This window comes from Streptomyces kurssanovii (assembly GCF_040677245.1).
Taxonomy (GTDB): domain Bacteria; phylum Actinomycetota; class Actinomycetes; order Streptomycetales; family Streptomycetaceae; genus Streptomyces; species Streptomyces kurssanovii.
This window is the reverse complement of sequence record NZ_JBFAQK010000014.1, coordinates 127,670-147,091: the sequence shown is the minus strand read 5'-3', so window position 1 is coordinate 147,091 and position 19,422 is coordinate 127,670. Positions and strand designations below refer to the sequence as shown.

Genomic DNA, 19,422 nt, shown 5'->3' with positions numbered 1-19,422 from the left:
CGCCCGCCCCCGGGCCGCCGGGGCCGCCGACCTCGGGCCCCCGCCGGGCGGCCCGGGCGGCGGGCACCGCAGACCGGCCCGCGACGGCGGCAACAGGCCTGGATTCAACAACCCCGAGACAACCCCGTCGGATACCGGTCAGGATGTCGGATCCTTGGGGCACACTTCCCCCAGACACAGGGTTGAGACCCAAGGTTTCTTGGGAGGGGGACAATCGTGTTCGCGGGAATCGACGAGGTCGAGTGGGCCTCTCTGGAACACGCCTACGGCCCGGCCGACGATGTGCCGGAGCTGCTGCGCCAACTGGCCTCCGGGGATCCCGCCGAGCGCGAGAGCGCACTCGACGCCATGTACGGGGCCGTGCACCACCAGGGCGACGTGTACGACTCGACACTGGCCTGCATCCCGTTCCTGATGGAGCTGGTCGCCGACCCGGCGGTCGAGGACCGGGGCGGCATCGTCGAACTGCTCACCAGCATCGGCAGCATCGACCTGGACGGCGACGACGAACTCGACCCGGACGACGAGGAGTTCGAGGACGCCGCGAACTACGCCATGGCCGCCTCCGCGGTGACCGCGGGGGCCGACGTGTTCCTCGGCCTGGTGGACGACCCGGACCGCGGTGTGCGGCTCGCCGCCCCGCTCGCGCTGGCCACCCTGCACACCGACCCGGTGCGTGTCCTGCGCCTGCTGCGGGCCCGGCTGGACGCCGAGCAGGACCCTGAGGTGCGGCTCGCGTGCGTGGAGGCGACCGGGCGGATAGCGCTGCGGCACCAGGGCCTGCTGCCCGAGGTGGTGGAGTGGCTCACCGGGCTGTCCGGGATGGCGTACGGAGCGGGTCTCCGGCTGGCCGCGATCGCGCAGCTCGCCCGCTGCGCCCCCGGCGCGCTGCCCTCCGACGTGGTGCCCGGGGTGACGGGACTGCTGCGTGAGCTGCGCACGGAACCGGTGGCGGCGGCCCCCGCGGCCGAGCGGCTCCCGTCGCCGACGCTGCTCGGCCAGCTCCGCCAGGTGCGGGCCGCCGACACCGTGGGCCGCCCGGCCCCCTGGACGGCCGACCTGCTGCGCACCCTCCACTCGGGCCTCGGGGACCGGGTCGAGGACCGGATAGCGCTGCTGGCGGACCAGCTGTGCAGCCCGGACCGGGCGCAGCGGATCGACGCCGTACGGATGAGCAGCGCCCTGCTGCGGACGTGGCGGGGCGCGTACGGGGAGCTGGTCGGCCTGATCGGCGACCAGCTCGCGGAGCCCGAGCCGCGTCTCGCCGCCGCGGCGGCGTACGCCCTGGGGGACCTGTTCTGCCTGGCGGAGCCGGCGGCGGACGCGCTGGCGCGGCGGCTGGCCGCCGAGCCGGGCAGCTGGGTGCGCGAGTGGGACGGCGGACCGCCGACGCTGGGCCCGGCCGTCCTCGCCCTCGCGCGGGCCGGCGACGCGCGGGTGGTGCCCGTGCTGGCGCGGCTCCTGGAGCGGCCCGATGTGCCACGGGACCTCGGGTACTCGCTGGACCGGCTGGGCGGGGCCGCCGCCGCGCTCGCCCCGGCGCTGCGTGAGCGGCTGGACGCACTGGAGCTGGACGACCGGCGGTCCGAGGGGGCCGTGCCGCTGCTGCACGGGCTGTCCGTGCTCGGGTCGGGCACGGCGGCGGCCTCGGTACCCGCGGTGCTGCGTGTGCTGCGGGAGGCGTCCGGCGAGCGGCGTGACTGTCTGACCGACGCGGCGGTGCGGGCGCTCACCGCCCTCGGGCCCGCCGCGCACGAGGCGGCGCCGTATCTGTGGGGGCTGCTGCGGGAGGCGGGGTACGAGCGGGCGGCGGACCGGCGGTCCGCCTGCGGCACGGTGGCCTGCTTACCGCCTGCGGCGGCCGCCCGGGCCGCGGGCGCCCTGTGGGCGATCGAGGGTGACGCGGCCGCGGTGGTGCCGGTGCTGCGCGCGGTGCTGAACGCGCCCGAGCAGGCGGCCCGCCGGTCCGCCGCCTCGGTGCTCGCCTCCATGGGGACGGCGGGGGCGTCGGCCGCGCCGCAGCTCGCCAGGCTGCTGCGGTCGATGGAACCGTGGACGCGGGTGCGGGCGGCGGAGGCGCTGTGGCGGGTGACGGGGGACCCCGAGGACGCGTGGCCGGTGCTGCGCGCGGCCTGGGAGACGATGCCGCGCACCCGGGTGCCCGCCGCGGCGTGCCTGGCGGACATGACCCCGGCGGGCGCCGAGGGAGCGGTGGGTCTGGTCGACCGCGAGCTGCTGTCCGCAAGACGTCATAACGCGATCGACAACGGGGCGGACAGTCATGACATCGTGGAGGACGAGAGACTGCTGGCTCTGTGCCGGCGGGCGGTTCACCGCAGGCCATGACTTCGCATGCCGAGCGGAGCGTGACGGCGGACCATGAACGGGGAGGACCCGACAGCATGATCATCTTCGGTACCAAGGGTTACATCTACCAGCTGGCGATACTGACGCTGGTGTGCGGCCACTGCGGCAATCCTTCCGCGCACACGCTCAGGAAGCGCGTCACGAAGTTCACGCTGTTCTTCGTGCCGCTGTTCCCCTTCTCCACGAAGCACTTCACCCAGTGCACCTTCTGCGGGGCCGAGCAGCAGATCTCCTCGGAGCAGGCGCAGCAGCTCCAGGCGCAGTCCGCCGGCGGTGGGCAGGGCGTCCAGGGCGGTCAGCCGCACGGGCAGGCCCAGCAGGGGCAGCACCCCTACCAGCGCTGAGCCGGTGGCGGCGCGGGCGCGGCGGGCGGAGAGCGTCTCCGCCGCCGGCCGGCCCCGCGTGACGGCCCATCTGTTCGACGTCCGGCGCACTATGACATAAAGGGACAAACGGACGCGCCGCTTGCTACGTTGCGTGGCATGACCGCAACGACAGCGGGCACTTCGGCGCCCGAGCCGTGTCCCACGCCCCGTCCGCCCAAGCGGCGGGGCGTCGAACTGTCGCTCCTCCTGGGCGCCGTCGTCATCTGCGTCCACGGCTACGTCGCCGTCGGTCTCGCCAGGAACGGCGCGGTGCCGCCGGACGCCGCCGGCTACGGAGCGGGCCTCGGCGTCCTGGCACTCCTCGCGCATCTGGCCGTACGCCTGCGGGCGCCCTACGCCGACCCCCTGCTGCTGCCGATCGCGGTCCTGCTCAACGGCCTCGGCCTGGTGCTGATCTACCGGCTGGACCTTCAGACCCCGCTCGACCGGGCGGCCCCCGCCCAGCTCGTCTGGTCCACCTCCGGGGTCGCCCTGTTCATCGTGGCGGTCGTCGTCCTGCGCGACCACCGGATCCTCCAGCGGTACGCGTACATCAGCGTCACGGCCGCGCTCGCGCTGCTCTGCGCCCCGATCTTCTTCCCCGCGGTCAACGGGGCGAGGATCTGGATCCGCATGGGGCAGCTGTCGTTCCAGCCGGGCGAGTTCGCGAAGGTGCTGCTCGCCGTCTTCTTCGCCGCGTACCTCGCCGCCAACCGGGGCGCCCTCACCCACGCCAGCCGGCTGATCCGCCGGCTCCAGCTCCCCACCGGCCGGGTGCTCGGACCGATCGTCGCGGTGTGGCTGGTCAGCGTCGGCGTCCTCGTCCTCGAGCGGGACCTCGGGACCTCGCTGCTCTTCTTCGGGCTCTTCGTCGTCATGCTCTACGTGGCCACCGGCCGGATCGGCTGGATCGCGGTGGGTCTGCTGCTGGCGTCGGCGGGCGCGTACGCGGTCGGCTCGCTCGAACCGCACGTCCACAGCAGGGTCGAGGACTGGCTCGACCCGTACGCCGGCATCGATGCCGGGGAGGGCCCCGGCCAACTGGCCCAGTCCCTCTTCGCCTTCGCCGCCGGCGGGATGCTGGGCACCGGTCTGGGGCTCGGCCACTCCGTGCTGATCGGCTTCGCGACCAAGTCGGACTTCATCCTCGCCACCGCCGGCGAGGAGCTGGGGCTGGTCGGCCTCAGCGCGATCTTCCTGCTGTACGGGCTGCTGGTCGCCCGGGGACTGAGCGCCGGGCTCGCGCTGCGGGACCCGTTCGGCCGGCTCCTCGCGGTCGGCCTCTCCTCCATCGTCGCGCTCCAGGTGTTCGTCATCGCGGGCGGCGTGACGGGCCTGATCCCGCTGACCGGCATGGCGATGCCGTTCCTCGCGCAGGGCGGCTCCTCCGTGGTCACCAACTGGGTCATCGTGGCGCTGCTGATCCGGCTCAGCCACTCGGCCCGCATGCCGCTGCCCGTGCCCGTGGAGGTGGGCGTCCACGCCCAGGCGCCGGCGGTGCCCCGGTGACCCGATGCATCCGGCACGCCGCCGTGTTCAGTCTGCTGCTCCTGCTCGCGCTGCTGGCCAACGCCGCCCGCGTACAGGTGCTGGAGGCGTCGGCCCTCGAGAAGAACCCGGCCAACCGCCGGTCGGCGATCGCCCGTTACGCGGAGCCGCGCGGCGACATCCTCGTCGACGGGAGGCCGGTCACCGGGTCCAAGGACACCGGTGAGCAGCTCCGTCACGAGCGCACCTACCGCGACGGACCGCTGTACGCCCCGGTGACCGGGTACTCGTCGCAGACCTACGGCACCTCGTTCGTCGAGCACGCGCAGGACCCGGTCCTCAGCGGCAGCGATCCGCTGCTGACGCCGTTCCCCTTCTGGAGCGACCTGAGCCGCGGCAGGCCGTCCGCCGGGGACGTCGCCACCACCGTCAAGGCGGCCGTGCAGCAGGCCGCGTACCGGGGTCTCGGCGGCAGGCGGGGCGCCGTCGCGGCGGTCGAACCGTCGACGGGGAAGATCCTGGCCCTGGTCAGCAGCCCGTCGTACGATCCGGGGCTGCTCTCCGGCAACGGGCCGGAGGTCGCCCGGGCCTGGGCCCGGCTGAACGGCGCGGACGCGCAGCCGATGCTGAACCGCGCGATCCGCCAGACCTATCCCCCCGGCTCCGCGTTCAAGATCGTGACAGCCGCCGCGGCCCTGGAGAGCGGCGTCGTCGACGACGTGGACGCGCCCACCCGTACACCGGAGCCGTATCTGCTGCCCGGCACCCGCACCCCGCTGCCGAACGCGACGAAGGGATGCGAGGACGCCTCGCTGGCCTATGCGATCCAGTGGTCGTGCAACACCGTGATGGCGAACCTCGGCGCACGCGTCGGACTGCGGGGCATGGTCGCCGCCGCCCGCGGGTTCGGCTTCAACGACCCCGGGCTGCGGATCCCCTCGGGCGTGACGGCGTCCAACTTCGACACCGACATGTCCCCCGACCAGCTGGCGCTGTCCTCGATCGGGCAGTTCAACACGACGGCCACGCCGTTGCAGATGGCGATGGTCGCGGCGGCCGTCGCGAGCGGCGGCGACATCCGCAGCCCCTACCTCGTGGAGCGGGTGACCAGGGCGAACGGCGACCTGGTCGCCCAGAACGGCCCCCGGGCCTACCGGCAGGCGATGACCCCGGTCACGGCACAGCGGCTGAGGGAGCTGATGGTGCGGGCCGTCGAGGAGGGCACGGGCGACAACGCGGCGATCGAGGGGGCCACCGTCGGCGGCAAGACGGGCACCGCGCAGCACGGCGTCGACAACTCCGGACTCCCGTACGCGTGGTTCATCGGATGGGCGCAGGCGTACGACGCGCCCCGGCCGGCGGTCGCGCTGGCCGTGGTCGTGGAGGACGCGTCCGCGGTGCGGGAGGACATCAGCGGCGGAGGCAGCGCCGCCCCCGTCGCGCGGGCCGTGATGAGGGCGGCACTCTGGGGCTCATGAACATCGCTGCGTCGCTGGACGCCATCGGGCGGCTGGATCCGGAGGTGAGCGCCTTCGTCGAGGTGTGGGCCGAGGAGGCGCTCGCCCGGGAACGCTCGACGTGCACCGGACTCCCGCTGGCCGGGATGCCGTTCGCGGTGAAGGGACCCTCGGGCATCCGGTCCTGTGCGGCGCGCCGGCTCACCGCGGCGGGCGCGGTGGCCGTCGGCTCGACATCGGTGCCCGGCCCCGGGACCCCCTGGCAGACGTGGGGCCTCGGCGCGCACGGCCCGACCCGTAACCCCTGGCGGCCGGACCGCACTCCCGGCGGTTCCTCCGCGGGGTCGGCCGCGGCGGTCGCGGCCGGCATGGTGGGCCTGGCGACCGGGAGCGACGGTGCGGGATCCGTACGGATCCCGGCGGCCTGGTGCTCGGTGTTCGGGCTGAAGACGACGAACGGACTGCTGCCCTCGCCCGACCGCACGGGCCTTGCCTCCGCGGGTGTCCTCACCCCGACGGCGGCGGACGCCCGGGCGTATCTGCGCTGCGTACTGGACACCTACGAGCCGGTGGCCCCGGTCCTTCCGCTGCCGGCGGTCTGGTCGGCCGACCTGGGCTTCGCGGACACGGAACCAGAGGTGGCCGCGGTCGCGCTGGCGGCGGTGGAACGGCTGGAGTCCGCCGGTGTCGTACGGCTCGCTGACGCCCGCCCGGTCCTGCTCGACCCGCGCGACGCGTGGACGGCGGTACGGGCCGGCCGGCCGGCGCGGGGAGCCGCCGTGCGGGCCGGGAACGACCGCCGCCTGGACGCCCTGTTCGCCGACGCGGCCCTCCTGCTGACCCCCGCCACCCCCAACCGGCCCCACGGCCACGACGGCCCCGGGGCGGACGTCTACTCGACGGCGCTGACCTGGGCGTTCAACCTGAGCGGCCACCCGGCGGCCAGCATCCCGGCCGGCTTCACGGGCGACGGCTGCCCGGTGGGGCTCCAACTGGTGGCGGCCCGGGGGGCGGACGTCTCACTGGTCGAAATGGCGGTGGCGGCGGAGAGGGGCCTGATTACTGTGCGGCCATGACCTCCTACGAGCTCGCCCAGGTGAACATAGGCCGCCTCAAACACCCGCTGGACTCACCGCAGTTGAAGGACTTCGTGGACAACCTCGTCCCCGTGAACGCGGTCGCGGACGCCGCCGACGGCTTCGTCTGGCGCCTTCAGACGGAGGCCGGTGACGCGACCGATCTGCGGGTCTTCGGGGACGACTGGCTGATGGTGAACATGTCGGTGTGGCGGGACACCGACGCCCTGACGGCCTTCATGTACCAGGGCATGCACCGGGAGCTGCTGGCCCGGCGCTACGAGTTCTTCGAGCGGATGCACGAGGTGATGACGACGCTGTGGTGGGTCCCCGCCGGTCACCGGCCGACGGTACGCGAGGCGGAGGAGCGTCTGCTGCACATCCGCGAACACGGGCCGACGCAGCGGGCCTTCACCCTGAGGAAGTCGTTCCCGGCGCCCCAGATGTGATCGGCGGCACCGGTCGCCCACGGCGCTCGCCGAGCGTGTTCCCGAGGACGAGCGCCTCGGGACCGCGTGCGTCCGCGTGACCGGCGGCCTGGGGCGGCCGTCCTGCCGCCGCCGCAGGACGGCCTACACCTGACTACGGCGCGCCCGCGCCCTCCGCGATCGCGTCCGCCACCTCCGCCACCCGCTCCTGCTCCTCGGCCGCGAACCGTTCCCGGTCGAGCTGTTCCGCTATCTCCTCGTCCTGGGACATCAGCAGGTCGAGGCTGGCGTCGCCCATCTCGAAGACCCCCATGTCGAGATACGCCTTCTGCAGCCGCTCGCCCCACAGCCCGATGTCCTTGACGCACGGCACGATCCGGCTGAAGAGCAACTTGCGGAACAGGTGGAGGAACTCCGACTGCTCCGAGTACTCCTCCGCCTCCTTCTTGGAGACGCCGAAGTTCTCCAGGACCTCGATGCCGCGCAGCCGGTCGCGCATCAGGTAGCAGCCCTCGATCACGAACTCCTCGCGTTCGCGCAGTTCCGCGTCGCTCAGCTGCTTGTAGTAGTCGCGCAGCGCCATCCTGCCGAACGCCACATGGCGTGCCTCGTCCTGCATGATGTACGCGAGGATCTGCTTCGGCAGCGGCTTGGTGGTGGTGTCGCGGATCATGCCGAAGGCGGCGAGGGCCAGGCCCTCTATGAGGACCTGCATGCCGAGGTAGGGCATGTCCCAGCGGGAGTCGCGCAGGGTGTCCCCCAGCAGGGACTGCAGGTTGTCGTTGATCGGGTAGAGCATGCCGACCTTCTCGTGGAGGAAGCGGCCGTAGATCTCGGCGTGCCGGGCCTCGTCCATGGTCTGGGTGGCGGAGTAGAACTTGGCGTCGAGGTCCGGGACCGATTCGACGATCCTGGCCGCGCAGATCATGGCGCCCTGCTCGCCGTGGAGGAACTGGCTGAACTGCCAGGACGTGTAGTGCTTGCGCAGCTCACCCTTGTCCCGGTCGGTCATCTTCGCCCAGTGCCGGGTGCCGTACAGGGTGAGCGCCTCGTCGGGCGTGCCCAGCGGGTCGTACGGGTCGACCTCGAGGTTCCAGTCGATGCGCTTGGCACCGTCCCACTGCTTGTCCTTGCCCTTCTGGTAGAGGGCGAGGAGGCGTTCACGGCCGTGCTCGTACTCCCAGCTGAAGCGGGCGGAGCCGGTGGCCGGGACCTGCCAGATCGGTTCCGAGGGGGCTGTCGTGTAGCGGTCCTGACTCGACACCGGCGGCTCCTTCGCCTCGTACTCCTGGGTACGCAGGGACAGTTGGCAGGCTCACACGCTGATAGACGCTCAGTCAACAAGTCGTGCACAGGGGATTGACGAGCTTACTGACGGGGAGTCTCATAACACCGACGCCGGTAATCCGACTCGCGAGGTGCCCTCAGCCATGACGACAGTGACCGACCGCGACGTGCAGCTGCTCCGCGACGCACTCGGCCCGCTCCGGGACCGCGAACAGGTCGCCGCGCGCCTGCTCGAGTCCTCCGCCAAGCACTCCTTCGACCCCGACAAGGAGCTCGACTGGGAGGCGCCCGTCGAGGAGGGCAAGTGGTTCTGGCCCCCCGAGCTGGTCTCCCTCTACGACACCCCGCTGTGGCGGAAGATGTCCGAGGAACAGCGGATGGACCTGGCCCGGCACGAGGCCGCGTCGCTCGCCTCGCTCGGGATCTGGTTCGAGATCATCCTCATGCAGCTGCTGGTGCGCCACATCTACGACAAGTCGGTCACCAGCAACCACGTCCGCTACGCCCTCACCGAGATCGCGGACGAGTGCCGGCACTCGATGATGTTCGCCCGCATGATCCAGAAGGGCGGGGCGCCCGCGTACCCGGTGCCCCGCGTCTACCACAACCTGGCCCGCGTGCTGAAGACGGTCTCGACCACGCCCGGCTCGTTCGCCGCCACCCTCCTCGGCGAGGAGATCCTCGACTGGATGCAGCGCCTGACCTTCCCCGACGAGCGGGTGCAGACACTGGTGCGCGGCGTCACCCGCATCCACGTCGTCGAGGAGGCCCGCCATGTGCGGTACGCCCGCGAGGAGCTGCGCCGCCAGATGGTGACCGCGCCGCGCTGGGAGCAGGAGTTCACCCGCCTCAGCTGCGGCGAGGCGGCCCGCGTCTTCAGCGTCTGCTTCATCAACCCGCAGGTCTACGAGAACGTCGGCCTCGACCGCCGCGAGGCCGTCGCCCAGGTGAAGGCCAGCGGGCACCGGCGCGAGGTGATGCAGACCGGCGCCCGCCGGCTGACCGACTTCCTGGACGACATCGGCGTGCTGCGCGGGGCGGGCCGCAGGCTGTGGAAGAGTTCCGGCCTTCTCGCGTGAGCGCATGAGGGCCGCCGCGCACGCTGCGGTTACGCTGCGGAGCATGACCAGTCCCGCTCCCGCGACCCGCGCCTACCGACGGCTCAGCGTCGAGGAGCGCCGCACGCAACTGCTCGCCGCGGCGCTCACCCTCTTCGCGCACCGGCCGCCGGAGGAGATCTCGCTCGACGACGTGGCGGAGGCGGCCGGGGTCTCGAGGCCGCTCGTCTACCGGTACTTCCCCGGCGGGAAGCAGCAGCTCTACGAAGCGGCGCTGCGCTCCGCCGCCGACCGGCTGGAACTGTGCTTCGCGGAACCGAAGGCGGGCCCGCCGACCGAGCGCCTGACCCGGGTGCTGGACCGCTATCTGGCGTTCGTGGACGAGCACGACGCCGGGTTCAGCGCGCTGCTGCGGGGCGGAAGTGTCGCCGAGACCTCCCGTACGACCGCGATCGTCGACGAGGTGCGGCGCGCCGCGGCCGAGCAGATCCTCGTCCACCTCGGCGTGGACGGCCCGGGACCGCGGCTCCACATGATGGTCAGGACCTGGATCGCGGCGGTCGAGGCCGCCTCGCTGATCTGGCTGGACGAGGACAAGCAACCGCCGACGGACGAGCTGCGCGAATGGCTCGTCGACCATCTGGTCGCGCTGCTGACGGTGACGGCCGCGACCGACGAGGAGACGGCCGGCGTGGTCGCGGACCTGCTCGCGCAGGAGGCCGCGGCCGGACCCGTCGGCACGCTGGTGCGCAGGCTGGGACCCGTCGTGGGCGGCGCCGCCCACCTGCTGTGAGACTGATGCGGTGAGAAGCGAGAACACCCCCTTCGAGGGCGGCCCCCTGGACGGGCGCGTGCTCCCCGTCCTCCTCGGCCCCACCGGCCACCCCCCGAAGTGGTACAAGGTGCCCGTACCGAACGACGACGGCTCCCCGCCCACCGTCCACGCGTACCGCCGCGTCCCCTCCGGCTACACGAAACGCCTCGGGATCCAGCGTGGCTGGAAGTACGAGTACGCGCCCGGTGGCGTGGAGCGGCGCGAGATCAGGTGGCCCTGGTCGAAGCCGGGGGGTCCGGTCTAGAGCCCCGTACGGAGACCCGCGCCGGGCACGCGGCCCGGCCGGGAAGCGGATGCTCCAGAACCCCGCCCGCGCCGCGGACCCACGCCGCGCCGTACGGCAAGCAGCCGCGCCGCACGCGGGTGCATCGTCCCTGCACGGGTGACCTCGTTGCGCCGGGCCGCCCTCCCGCGGTCGCCGTGGCTCGGCGTGCGGCGCAGGGTCGACCCGGGCGGAACGGCCGCCGCCAGGGCCGGAGGTGATCGGGTGTCAGGCAGGTACTCACTGCACGCCGTCTGCGTCGGCGTGCTCGTCGTCGCCGCGACGGCCACGATGCTGCCCGCGGCGGCGGACTCCCCGGAGCCCCGGCAAGGCGCCGTCGACAAGCTGCTCGGCGATCTCGGGGACACCGTCATGGAGCGGTTCGCCGGCGCGGAACCCGCCGCGGGACCGCCGCTCCCGCTCGGGGAGCTCACCGCCACGCCCGGCACGGCCGCTGTCCTGACCCGGCTGAAGGAGCTGTACCGGCAGGCGGAGGCGGCCGGTGAGACCTATCGGAGCACCGAGACCGCGCTGCGGACCCAGCGCACCGAGACCGCCCGGCTGAACAAGGCACTCGCCGAGGCACGCGGCGCGCTCGCGCTGAGCCGCGCCGAGGCGGGCCGGATCGCCCGCGAGCAGTACCAAGGCACGTCGGAGCTCTCCTCCTACCTGGAGCTGCTGCTCGCCCGCGACCCGCAACGCGCCCTGGACCAAGGGCATCTCATCGAACGCGCGGCCTCCGGCCGCCTGGCGTCCATGGCAAGGCTGGAGGCCGGCGAGAAGCGGTCCCGGGAGCTGGCCGCCGCCGCGCGCAGGGCCCTGGACCGGGAGCTGGTGCTCGCGGCCCGGAAGAAGCACGCGCGCGACTCGGCCACGGCCCGGCTGCGCTCCGCCGAAGGGCTGCTCGCCTCACTGCCGACGGAGCAGCTCACCGCCCTCGCCACGGCCCCGGGCGGGGCGCCGACCCCGCCCGGGGCCGTGGCGGACGGCATCCCGGACGAGGCGGACGACGGCGGTCAGGCTCCGGAAACCGACGCCAGGTAGGCCTCGGCCTTCTCCGGCTCGTAGAAGAAGTTCTCGAAGTCCGCCGGGTCGTTGAAGCCGTTGGCGAACCGGTCGGCGACCGGCTGGAGCACGCCGCCCGCGCCGATCAGGTTGAGAACGTGCTCCGGCGGGACGCCCAGCATCGCGTTGGTCCACTTGGTGACGTGCTGCGCCGTGTCCCAGTAGCGGTCGAAGGTGCCCTGCATCCACTGCTCGTCGAACGGCCGGTCGCCGTGCTCGGTGATCGACGCGAGGTAGGAGGCGGCGCACTTGGACGCCGAGTTGGAGCCCTGGCCGGTGATCGGGTCGTTCGCCACGACGACGTCCGCGACGCCGAGCACGAGCCCGCCGCCGGGCAGCCGGCCGATGGGGTTGCGGACGGTCGGGGCGTACCGGCCGGCGAGCGTGCCGCCCGCGTCGGTCAGCTCGACCTTGGTGGCCCGCGCGTACTCCCAGGGCGTGAACTTCTCCATGAGCTCGAGCGTCAGGGCCAGGTGCTCCGACGGGTCCTTGACGCCCTGGAAGACGTCCAGCGGCCCGCCGGGGACGCCCTCCCAGAAGAGGATGTCGGCCCGCCCGGAGGTGGTGAACGTCGGCATGACGAACAGCTCGCCGACGCCGGGGACCAGGTTGCAGCGGACCGCGTCGTAGTCGGGGTGCTCGGGGCGCGGACCGAGACCGTGGACGTACGCCACGGCGAGCGCGCGCTGCGGCTCCGAGTACGGGGAGCGGGAGGCGTCACGGCCGAACATGGAGACCAGTTCGCCCTTGCCGGCCGACACCAGCACCAGGTCGTAGGTACGGGAGAAGTAGTCGAGGTCGGAGACGGCGGCGCCGTGGATGACGAGCTGCCCGCCGCGCTGGGCGAACGTCTCCATCCAGCCGGCCATCTTCACGCGCTGGTCCACCGACTGCGCGTAGCCGTCGAGCTTGCCGACCCAGTCGACCGCGCGGCTCGCGTCGGGCGCGGCGACCGAGACGCCGAGACCCTCGATCTTCGGGGCCTGCGACTCCCAGAAGTTGATGCCGAGGTCGCGCTCGTGCTCGAGGGCGGTGTGGAACATGCACTGGGTGGACATGACCCGGCCGGACCGGATCTCGTCCGCCGTGCGGTTCGACATCAGGGTGACCTCGTAGCCCTTGGACTGGAGGCCGAGGGCGAGCTGGAGGCCGGACTGACCGGCACCGACTATGAGTATCTTCCGCATGGCGGGTTCTCCGTGGTTCTGCGTCGCGGTTCGGGAGGCTATTCGGGGGTGGCGTCGAGGGCGTGGGCGACCAGCGCCAGCAGCGACTCGATCACCGTGATCCGGTTACGGGCGTCCATGATCACAACCGGTACGTGCGGCGGCACCGTCAGGGCCTCCCGTACGTCCGCCGCCTCGTACGCGGTCGTTCCCTCGAAGTGGTTGACGGCGACGATGTACGGCAGCCCGCAGCTCTCGAAGTAGTCGAGCGCCGGGAAGCAGTCGGGCAGCCGCCGGGTGTCGGCGAGCACGATCGCGCCGATCGCCCCGCGCACCAGGTCGTCCCACATGAACCAGAAACGCTGCTGGCCGGGCGTGCCGAAGACGTACAGCACCAGGTCGTCGTCGAGCGTGATCCGGCCGAAGTCCATGGCCACCGTCGTGGTGACCTTGTCGGGCGTGGCGGTGAGGTCGTCGGTCTCCTCGCTCGCCCGGGTCATCAGCGCCTCCGTCTGGAGCGGCGTGATCTCCGAGACGGAGCCGACGAACGTCGTCTTGCCGACGCCGAAACCGCCCGCGACGACGATCTTCGTCGCGGTGGGCGCACGAGTGGTGTCCAACTGCCAGGCCTGCACCGCCTCTTCGGTACGGGCCTCGGGCGCCGCACCGGGAGACAGGTCGAGGGGCGCGGCGTCGGGCCGTGCGAGCGTGTCAGAGGCGGCGGAGTCCACTCAGCACCCTTTCCAGCAGTGCGCGGTCGGGCTGGCCGGTGCCGTGACCGGTCCCGTACACACGGATCTTTCCCTGGTCCGCCAGGTCGCTGAGCAGGACCCGGACGACACCGAGCGGCATCTTGAGCAGCGCCGATATCTCGGCGACGGTACGCATACGGCGGCACAGTTCGACGATCGCCCGCAGCTCGGGCATCACCCGGGACGCGAGGGTGCCACCGGGCAGTTCCCTGCGCTCGGGCGGCGCCTCGAGCGCGGCGACGAACGTCTCGACGAGCAGCACGTGCCCGAAGCGGGTACGGCCGCCGGTCAGGGAGTACGGGCGGACCCGGGCGGGACGTTTGCCGTCACCGCGCACGGGAAGTCGGGGGCCGGTCATCACAGACCACTCTCCATCGATTTGCGCAGTTCACTGCGGACTTCGGGGGTGAGTACGTGTCCGGCGCGGCCTACGAACAGCGCCATGTGGTAGGCGACGACGCTCATGTCGCAGTCGGGGGTCGCGTGCACCCCGAGCAGGGAGCCGTCGCTGATCGACATGACGAAGAGGCTGCCCTCCTCCATGGCGACCATGGTCTGCTTGACGCCTCCGCCGTCCATCAGGCCGGCGGCCCCGACGGTGAGGCTGCCGATGCCGGAAACGATCGTGGCGAGGTCCGCGCTGGAGCCCTTCGGGCCCTCGCGCGGGGCGACGGCGGCCGGGGCTGCGTTCTGCTCCGCGTCGGAGGAGAGCAGCAGCAGTCCGTCGGACGAGACGACGGCGACGGAGCGCACCCCTGGCACCTCCTCCACCAGATTGCCCAGCAACCATTGAAGGTTGCGGGCCTCGCTGCTCAGGCCGAACGTGCCGGTCGCAGTCAACTGCGTGCCTCCTCGACTGTGTCCCCCGTCTCCGCTTCGGTCTCCCGCCGGTCCGCCCGCTCCCGGTCCGTCCGGGGTGCCGGGTCCGCCGGTTCCGTCTGTGCTGTGGTCTCCGCGAGCTCGGCCTCCGCGTCACGGCGGCCGTCCTTGGCGCCCTGGTGGAAGCCGCCGAGCCGGCGGCGCAGGGCCTCCGCGTCGACGCTCCCGGTGCGCCCGGAGGGGGCGGCCGCGGGCTGGACGGACTTCGGGGTGCGCTTGGGCAGGCCCTTGTCCGTGACCCGGTCCCAGGCGGCGGGAGCCTGCGGCGTGCTTCCCGCCGGCTCCGCCTGCTGTTCCGGCTCCGGCTCCGGCCCGGGCTCGGGCTGCCTCGGCAGCCGCATCGTGAACGTCTCCTGGTCGACGCCGGTGGTCACCGGGTCGCCGTCGGCCGTCCGCTCGTGTGTCTCCGGCTCCGCGGCGGCGGCGAGGATCGCCCGCTCCGCGGCCTCGACGAACGGATCCCGCTCGAGCCGCTGCTCGGCCTGCGGGTCGAGGCCCTGGCCGTACGCGTGGCCGTGCTCATGCCCCTGCGCGAGGCCGTCGCCACCGTGGTGGCTGCCCACGTGGTCCTGCGCGAGGCCGTCACCGGGGCCGGCCGGACCGTCGTCGAGCACATCGGCGCTGTCGAACCCGGCGAGAAGACCGGTGTCCGGAACCGTGTCACCGGCGGGTGCGGCCGGGGCCGCGGGTGCGGCCGGCGCGGCCGTGGCGTCAGCGTCCGTCGCGGCAGGCTCGGTCGCATCGGACGCTGCGGCAGGTACGGCCAGCGCGGCAGGTGCGGCAGGTGCGGCCGGTTCGGCCTCGTCGGTCGGCGCGGCCGTGGCGGCCGCCTCCGTCGCGGCAGGCGCGGTCGCTTCGGCCGCTGCGGCCAGTTCTGTGGGTGCGGCCGGTGCCGTCCGGCCGGCCGTGGCGGCAGGTGCGGCCGGTTCGGCAGCCTCCGTCGCGGCAGGCTCGGCCGCTGCGGCCGGTTCTGTCGGTGCGGCCGATGCCGGCCGTCCGGCCGGTGCCGCGTGTGCGGCCGGCGCGGCAGGTACGGCCGTGGCGCCGGCCTCCGTCGCCGCAGGCGGCGTCGCATCGGCCGGTTGGGTCGGTACAGCCGGCGCGGTCGCATCGGCCGGTTGGACAGGTGCGGCGGGTACGGCCGGCTCGGTCGCATCGGCAGGTGCGGCGGGTACCGCCGTGGCGGCAGCTTCCGTCGCCGCAGGCGCGGTCGCATCTGTCGGTTGGATCGGCAGGGCAGGCTCGGCCGGTACGGCCGTCGCGGCCGGCTCGGTCGCTGCAGCCGGTGCGGCCGGTGCCGCCGTGGCGGCAGCCTCCGCCGGTGCCGCAGGCTCGGCCGCGTCCGCCTCGTGGCCGGGCGTGCCCGAGTCTTCGAGCGGATCCGCTCCGCCGGAAGGGGCGTCCTCGGGGCCGTCCGCGTCCGCCGCGTCCGTGTCCTGCCGTCGCGGGCTCTTGGGCAGGGCGTTCGAGTTCGCCTCCGCCACCGAGCCGGGGAGGTTCACCGCCGGCGCGGCGCCCGGCACCGGTACCTGGCGCCCCGCCGTCGCGGGCGGGCCCGTCGGAAGCAGCGCCTGGGGCACGACGACCACGGCCGTGATCCCGCCCTGCTTGTGCTCGCGGAGCTGGATCCGCACCCCGTGGCGTGCCGCGAGCAGCGCGGCCACCCGCAGTCCGAGGCCCTCGCCCTCACGGCCGGCCGGGGGCTCGGTCTCGTACGACTCGGGGTCCTCGAGCCGGGCGTTGATCCGGGCGATGCGGCCCGCGGTCATACCGATGCCCGCGTCCTGGACGGAGAGCATCACCTCGCCGCTCTCCAGCAGCCAGCCGGAGAGCTCCACCTGGGCGTCCGGCGGCGAGAACGAGGTGGCGTTCTCGAGGAGTTCGGCGACCAGGTGGCTGAGGTCGTCCGCGGCGAAGCCGGCGACCTGGGCGTGCGGCGGGAGGGACTGGATGACCACCCGCTCGTAGCGCTCGATCTCGCTGACCGCGGCGCGCAGCACGTCGACGAGCGGGACGGGGCCGACATGGCCGTGTCCGTGGTCGGTGCCGGCGAGGACCAGCAGGTTCTCGCTGTGCCTGCGCATGACGGTGGCCATGTGGTCGAGCTTGAAGAGCGTGGCGAGGCGCTCCGGGTCCTGCTCGCGTTCCTCCAGCTTCTCGATGACGCCGAGCTGGCGCTCCACGAGTCCGAGGGTGCGCAGCGAGAGGTTCACGAAGGTGTGGTGGACGGTGTGGCGCAGGCGGCCCAGTTCGCGGGCCGTCTCCTCGGTGCGCTGCCGCAGTTCGGCGCGCGCCTCGGTCAGCTCGGCCTCGAGCGCGGCGCGCGAGCCGAGGAGTTCGTCCCGGTCGGCGTCCAGCTGCGCGGCTCGTGTCCCGAGGTCGCGGAGCTTGCCGTGGAGGGTGTTGAGGGACCGTACGACCTGGGCGAACTCGTCGTTGCGCCCGGTGAAGCGGACCGGTTCCTCGCTCTGCGGGACCGGGGCGTCGGCGAGCCTGGCGGCGCCGATCCGCAGGACGGCGAGCGGGCGGGTGAGCGTGCGGGACACCGCGGCGAGCACGCCGACGGTGACGACGACCAGGCCGCCGAGGAGGGCGATACGGATCTCGAGAGCGGTCAGGTCGTCGTCGCGCAGCTGCTCGAACCGTTCGGTCCGCTCGGTGGCGAGGGAGGACTCCGCGCCGCGCATCTGCTCGATCCGGGCGGTGAGCGCGGCCTCCAGCTCGACGGGGTCCGTGCCGCGTTCCGCGTCGGAGAGCCTGGGCTGGTCGGTCAGGCGGTTCAGATAGGTCTCGGCCGTCTTGACCTCGGGCCCGGTGACGGTGGCGGCGAACTTGTCCCGGGCGGCCGGCCCGGCGGCCTGGTCGAAGTCGGCGAGGGCGGCCAGCTCGCGTACCCGGGCCTGCTGTGCGGCGGCGGTGAGGGCGTTGCGGGCGCGGGCGTCGGCGCCGGTGTCCTCGCCGGCGCTCTCTACGGGGAGCCCGGTCACGGGGTCGTAGGAGAGGACCGGGTCGGGCTGGGGGACGGCGAGCGCGGCGAGCAGCAGCCCCCGGGCGGCGGAGGCCTGTTCGACGGCGAGGCCGAGCTGGGCGGGGGCCCTGGTGGCGTCCGCGGCGCGGGGCGGCGTCCGGTCGGCGAGCTCGCCGGCCAGGGCGTGCAGTGCGGAGATGACCGCGGTGTAGGCCTGGTGGGTCTCCATCGCGGTGCCCTCGCCGGACAGCGCGGTGCGGCGGACCGAGGGCACGGACGCGAGTGAGCGGCGAAGCTCCGCGCGGTCGGTGGCCAGGGCGTCGCGCATCTCGTCGAGCTGCCGGTCGACGCGGTCGCCGAGGCTGTCGGAGACCTTGCGGCGGTCCTTCTTGTCGCCCTCCTGCTCCTCCCCGCCGGCCGCGATGTACGCGGTGAGCTCGTCGCGTTCGTCGGCGAGCGAGTGGGCGAGGGTGACAGCCTGCCGGTCGAGCGCGGCCAGGGTCACCAGCCGCTGGGACTCGGTCAGGTCGCCGGACGCGGCGAGGATCCCGGGAGTGCCCGCGGCGACGACGACGAGGCCGGCGACGGCGACACCGGCGACCAGCCGGTTGCGTACCCGTCGGGAGCGGCCTGCCGGTGCCTGCGGGGTCGCGGCCTGTCCGGCTGCGTCCTGCGCGGCTGTGTCCTGGGCACGGGGCGCCGGGATCTGCTGGGGAGGGACCGGGGCCTGGAGGTCGCCCGGTGCTCCCGTGGACGGGGTTCCAGTGGGCCTGCCGCCGTTGCCCCGAGGCCGCTTCTTCTGCACCGGTGCTCGCAATCTTGCTTGACTCGTCCACCCATGAAGCAGAGATGACGACCGGTCACGCGCGTAAGCCCCACCCCTGGTACGGCTTCCGACCATTCCAGTGCCTTTGGGAGGGAGGCGCGCATCGGCCGCTCCGCCACCCGAACGAGTGAACAACACTCGTGAGTTGGCAAACAACTTCCCGGAGCGGTCCGCCGGGCCGCGCGGAGCCCGTGGGTTGGACCTTCCGGCCCCCCTTTGGCACTATGTGCGCCCGCAGCTTCGCACAGTCGCCCATTCGGGGCGAAGCACACCGTCTGACCTGCTGGTACGGGCCAAGCGCCGCCCTGCGGGGGCCTTGTGAAGGTCTCATGCAGACTGGGTTCATGCGCATCGAACTGGCCACCTCCCCCGGCTCTCCCGAACGCCCCAACGAGGACTGGGTGTCCGTCGCCCTGCCCGCCTCGGGCCAGGGTGGAACCGTCGTGGCGCTCGACGGCGTGACGCCTCCGCGCGGGGACGCGGGGTGCGTGCACGGTGTGCCGTGGTTCACGGCCCGGCTGGGCGGCTCTCTGGTCGAACTGTCCGGTTCGCGGCGTGACCTGACACTTCGGGAGGTGCTCTCCGAGGCAATCCGGCGCACCGCGGACGCCCATCGCGACACCTGTGACCTTTCTCACGTCCGCACGCCCCAGGCGACGGTGGTGCTGGCGCGTTGGGGCGGACCGGAGGAGGACGTCGAGTACCTGGTGCTCTCCGACTCGACGCTGCTGCTCCGGTCGCCCGACGGGACGGTGTCCGCGGTGCTGGACGACCGGCTGGACCGCCTGCCGCGCGAGGCGCTGCGGACCCACGCCTCCGCGGACGCGCTGCGGAACGCGGAGGGCGGGTTCTTCACGGCGGCGGCGGACCCGGAGGTGGCCCTGCGCGCGGTGGCGGGCGGCGTTCCACGCGAACGGGTGAGCGCCGTCGTGGCGCTCACCGACGGCGCCTCGCGCTGGGTGGACATGTTCGGTGCGGGCGACTGGGAGAAGTGCGTGGCGCTGCTGCGCGAGGAGGGTGCGCAGGGCCTGATCGACCGGGTGCGGGAGCTGGAGGCGCAGGCGGAGGCCCGTACGGCGGTGGTCCGGTGGAAGCTCCACGACGACGCGTCCGTGGTCCTCGCCGAACTGTGACTCCGCGGGG

At 73.2% G+C, this 19,422-nt stretch carries 17 protein-coding genes; 11 read left to right on the top strand and 6 right to left on the bottom strand.

Annotation, left to right across the window (positions count from 1 at the left end; translation table 11 throughout):
* The first annotated feature begins 216 nt into the window (after positions 1-216).
* The 6 genes from AB0K36_RS13620 to AB0K36_RS13595 all read left to right on the top strand — a co-directional run bounded on the left by AB0K36_RS13620 (position 217) and on the right by AB0K36_RS13595 (position 7,202).
* Positions 217-2,346 carry a HEAT repeat domain-containing protein gene (locus AB0K36_RS13620; RefSeq protein ID WP_364592726.1) on the top strand — a complete coding sequence of 710 codons (2,130 nt, stop codon included), beginning with the start codon at positions 217-219 and terminating at the stop codon, positions 2,344-2,346.
* Between the two features lie 56 nt (positions 2,347-2,402).
* The gene (locus tag AB0K36_RS13615) at positions 2,403-2,711 is read left to right on the top strand and encodes a zinc-ribbon domain-containing protein (protein WP_364592723.1); all 309 of its coding nucleotides are present in this window, start codon (positions 2,403-2,405) and stop codon (positions 2,709-2,711) included.
* 138 nt (positions 2,712-2,849) lie between these two features.
* Positions 2,850-4,241, top strand: coding sequence for an FtsW/RodA/SpoVE family cell cycle protein (locus tag AB0K36_RS13610; protein WP_364592720.1), 1,392 nt, complete (start codon positions 2,850-2,852; stop codon positions 4,239-4,241).
* The gene (locus AB0K36_RS13605) at positions 4,238-5,698 is read left to right on the top strand and encodes a penicillin-binding transpeptidase domain-containing protein (protein ID WP_364592717.1); all 1,461 of its coding nucleotides are present in this window, start codon (positions 4,238-4,240) and stop codon (positions 5,696-5,698) included. The genes AB0K36_RS13610 and AB0K36_RS13605 overlap by 4 nt, the downstream gene beginning before the upstream one ends.
* The gene (locus AB0K36_RS13600; protein WP_364592714.1) at positions 5,695-6,753 is read left to right on the top strand and encodes an amidase family protein; all 1,059 of its coding nucleotides are present in this window, start codon (positions 5,695-5,697) and stop codon (positions 6,751-6,753) included. Before AB0K36_RS13605 ends, AB0K36_RS13600 begins: the two co-directional genes overlap by 4 nt.
* Complete coding sequence (locus tag AB0K36_RS13595; protein WP_364592711.1) at positions 6,750-7,202, top strand: DUF3291 domain-containing protein; 453 nt, start codon at positions 6,750-6,752, stop codon at positions 7,200-7,202. The genes AB0K36_RS13600 and AB0K36_RS13595 overlap by 4 nt, the downstream gene beginning before the upstream one ends.
* Positions 7,203-7,335: 133 nt before the next feature.
* Here AB0K36_RS13595 and AB0K36_RS13590 read toward each other — a convergent pair whose 3' ends face one another.
* On the bottom strand, positions 7,336-8,445 hold the full coding sequence (locus AB0K36_RS13590; protein ID WP_364592708.1) for a ferritin-like domain-containing protein: 1,110 nt from the start codon (positions 8,443-8,445) through the stop codon (positions 7,336-7,338).
* A gap of 166 nt (positions 8,446-8,611) precedes the next feature.
* Between AB0K36_RS13590 and AB0K36_RS13585 the strand changes: the two genes are divergently transcribed.
* From AB0K36_RS13585 to AB0K36_RS13570, 4 genes are all read left to right on the top strand, one after another.
* Positions 8,612-9,547 (top strand): AurF N-oxygenase family protein, encoded by a 936-nt coding sequence (locus tag AB0K36_RS13585; protein ID WP_364592705.1) that lies wholly within the window; start codon positions 8,612-8,614, stop codon positions 9,545-9,547.
* A 43-nt stretch (positions 9,548-9,590) separates the two neighbouring features.
* The gene (locus AB0K36_RS13580) at positions 9,591-10,319 is read left to right on the top strand and encodes a TetR/AcrR family transcriptional regulator (RefSeq protein ID WP_364592702.1); all 729 of its coding nucleotides are present in this window, start codon (positions 9,591-9,593) and stop codon (positions 10,317-10,319) included.
* A 10-nt stretch (positions 10,320-10,329) separates the two neighbouring features.
* Positions 10,330-10,605, top strand: coding sequence for a DUF8847 domain-containing protein (locus AB0K36_RS13575; RefSeq protein WP_364592699.1), 276 nt, complete (start codon positions 10,330-10,332; stop codon positions 10,603-10,605).
* A 243-nt stretch (positions 10,606-10,848) separates the two neighbouring features.
* Positions 10,849-11,667 carry a coiled-coil domain-containing protein gene (locus AB0K36_RS13570; protein WP_364592696.1) on the top strand — a complete coding sequence of 273 codons (819 nt, stop codon included), beginning with the start codon at positions 10,849-10,851 and terminating at the stop codon, positions 11,665-11,667.
* Here the strand turns inward: AB0K36_RS13570 and AB0K36_RS13565 are convergent.
* From AB0K36_RS13565 to AB0K36_RS13545, 5 genes are read right to left on the bottom strand one after another with little or no spacing between them, the layout of a single operon-like run.
* Positions 11,640-12,875, bottom strand: a complete 1,236-nt coding sequence (locus AB0K36_RS13565) for a styrene monooxygenase/indole monooxygenase family protein (RefSeq protein ID WP_307708254.1) — start codon at positions 12,873-12,875, stop codon at positions 11,640-11,642. The two genes, AB0K36_RS13570 and AB0K36_RS13565, sit on opposite strands and share 28 nt — an antisense overlap.
* A 38-nt stretch (positions 12,876-12,913) precedes the next feature.
* Positions 12,914-13,585, bottom strand: coding sequence for a GTP-binding protein (locus tag AB0K36_RS13560; RefSeq protein WP_435877860.1), 672 nt, complete (start codon positions 13,583-13,585; stop codon positions 12,914-12,916).
* Positions 13,566-13,964 carry a DUF742 domain-containing protein gene (locus AB0K36_RS13555; RefSeq protein WP_189465957.1) on the bottom strand — a complete coding sequence of 133 codons (399 nt, stop codon included), beginning with the start codon at positions 13,962-13,964 and terminating at the stop codon, positions 13,566-13,568. The genes AB0K36_RS13560 and AB0K36_RS13555 overlap by 20 nt, the downstream gene beginning before the upstream one ends.
* Positions 13,964-14,446 carry a roadblock/LC7 domain-containing protein gene (locus AB0K36_RS13550; protein WP_005311997.1) on the bottom strand — a complete coding sequence of 161 codons (483 nt, stop codon included), beginning with the start codon at positions 14,444-14,446 and terminating at the stop codon, positions 13,964-13,966. The genes AB0K36_RS13555 and AB0K36_RS13550 overlap by 1 nt, the downstream gene beginning before the upstream one ends.
* A complete protein-coding gene (locus AB0K36_RS13545; protein ID WP_364592692.1) occupies positions 14,443-18,258 on the bottom strand; it encodes a sensor histidine kinase in 3,816 nt (1,271 codons plus the stop codon). Before AB0K36_RS13545 ends, AB0K36_RS13550 begins: the two co-directional genes overlap by 4 nt.
* Before the next feature lie 365 nt (positions 18,259-18,623).
* Between AB0K36_RS13545 and AB0K36_RS13540 the strand changes: the two genes are divergently transcribed.
* Positions 18,624-19,412, top strand: coding sequence for a hypothetical protein (locus AB0K36_RS13540; RefSeq protein WP_364592689.1), 789 nt, complete (start codon positions 18,624-18,626; stop codon positions 19,410-19,412).
* Positions 19,413-19,422 lie beyond the last annotated feature (10 nt).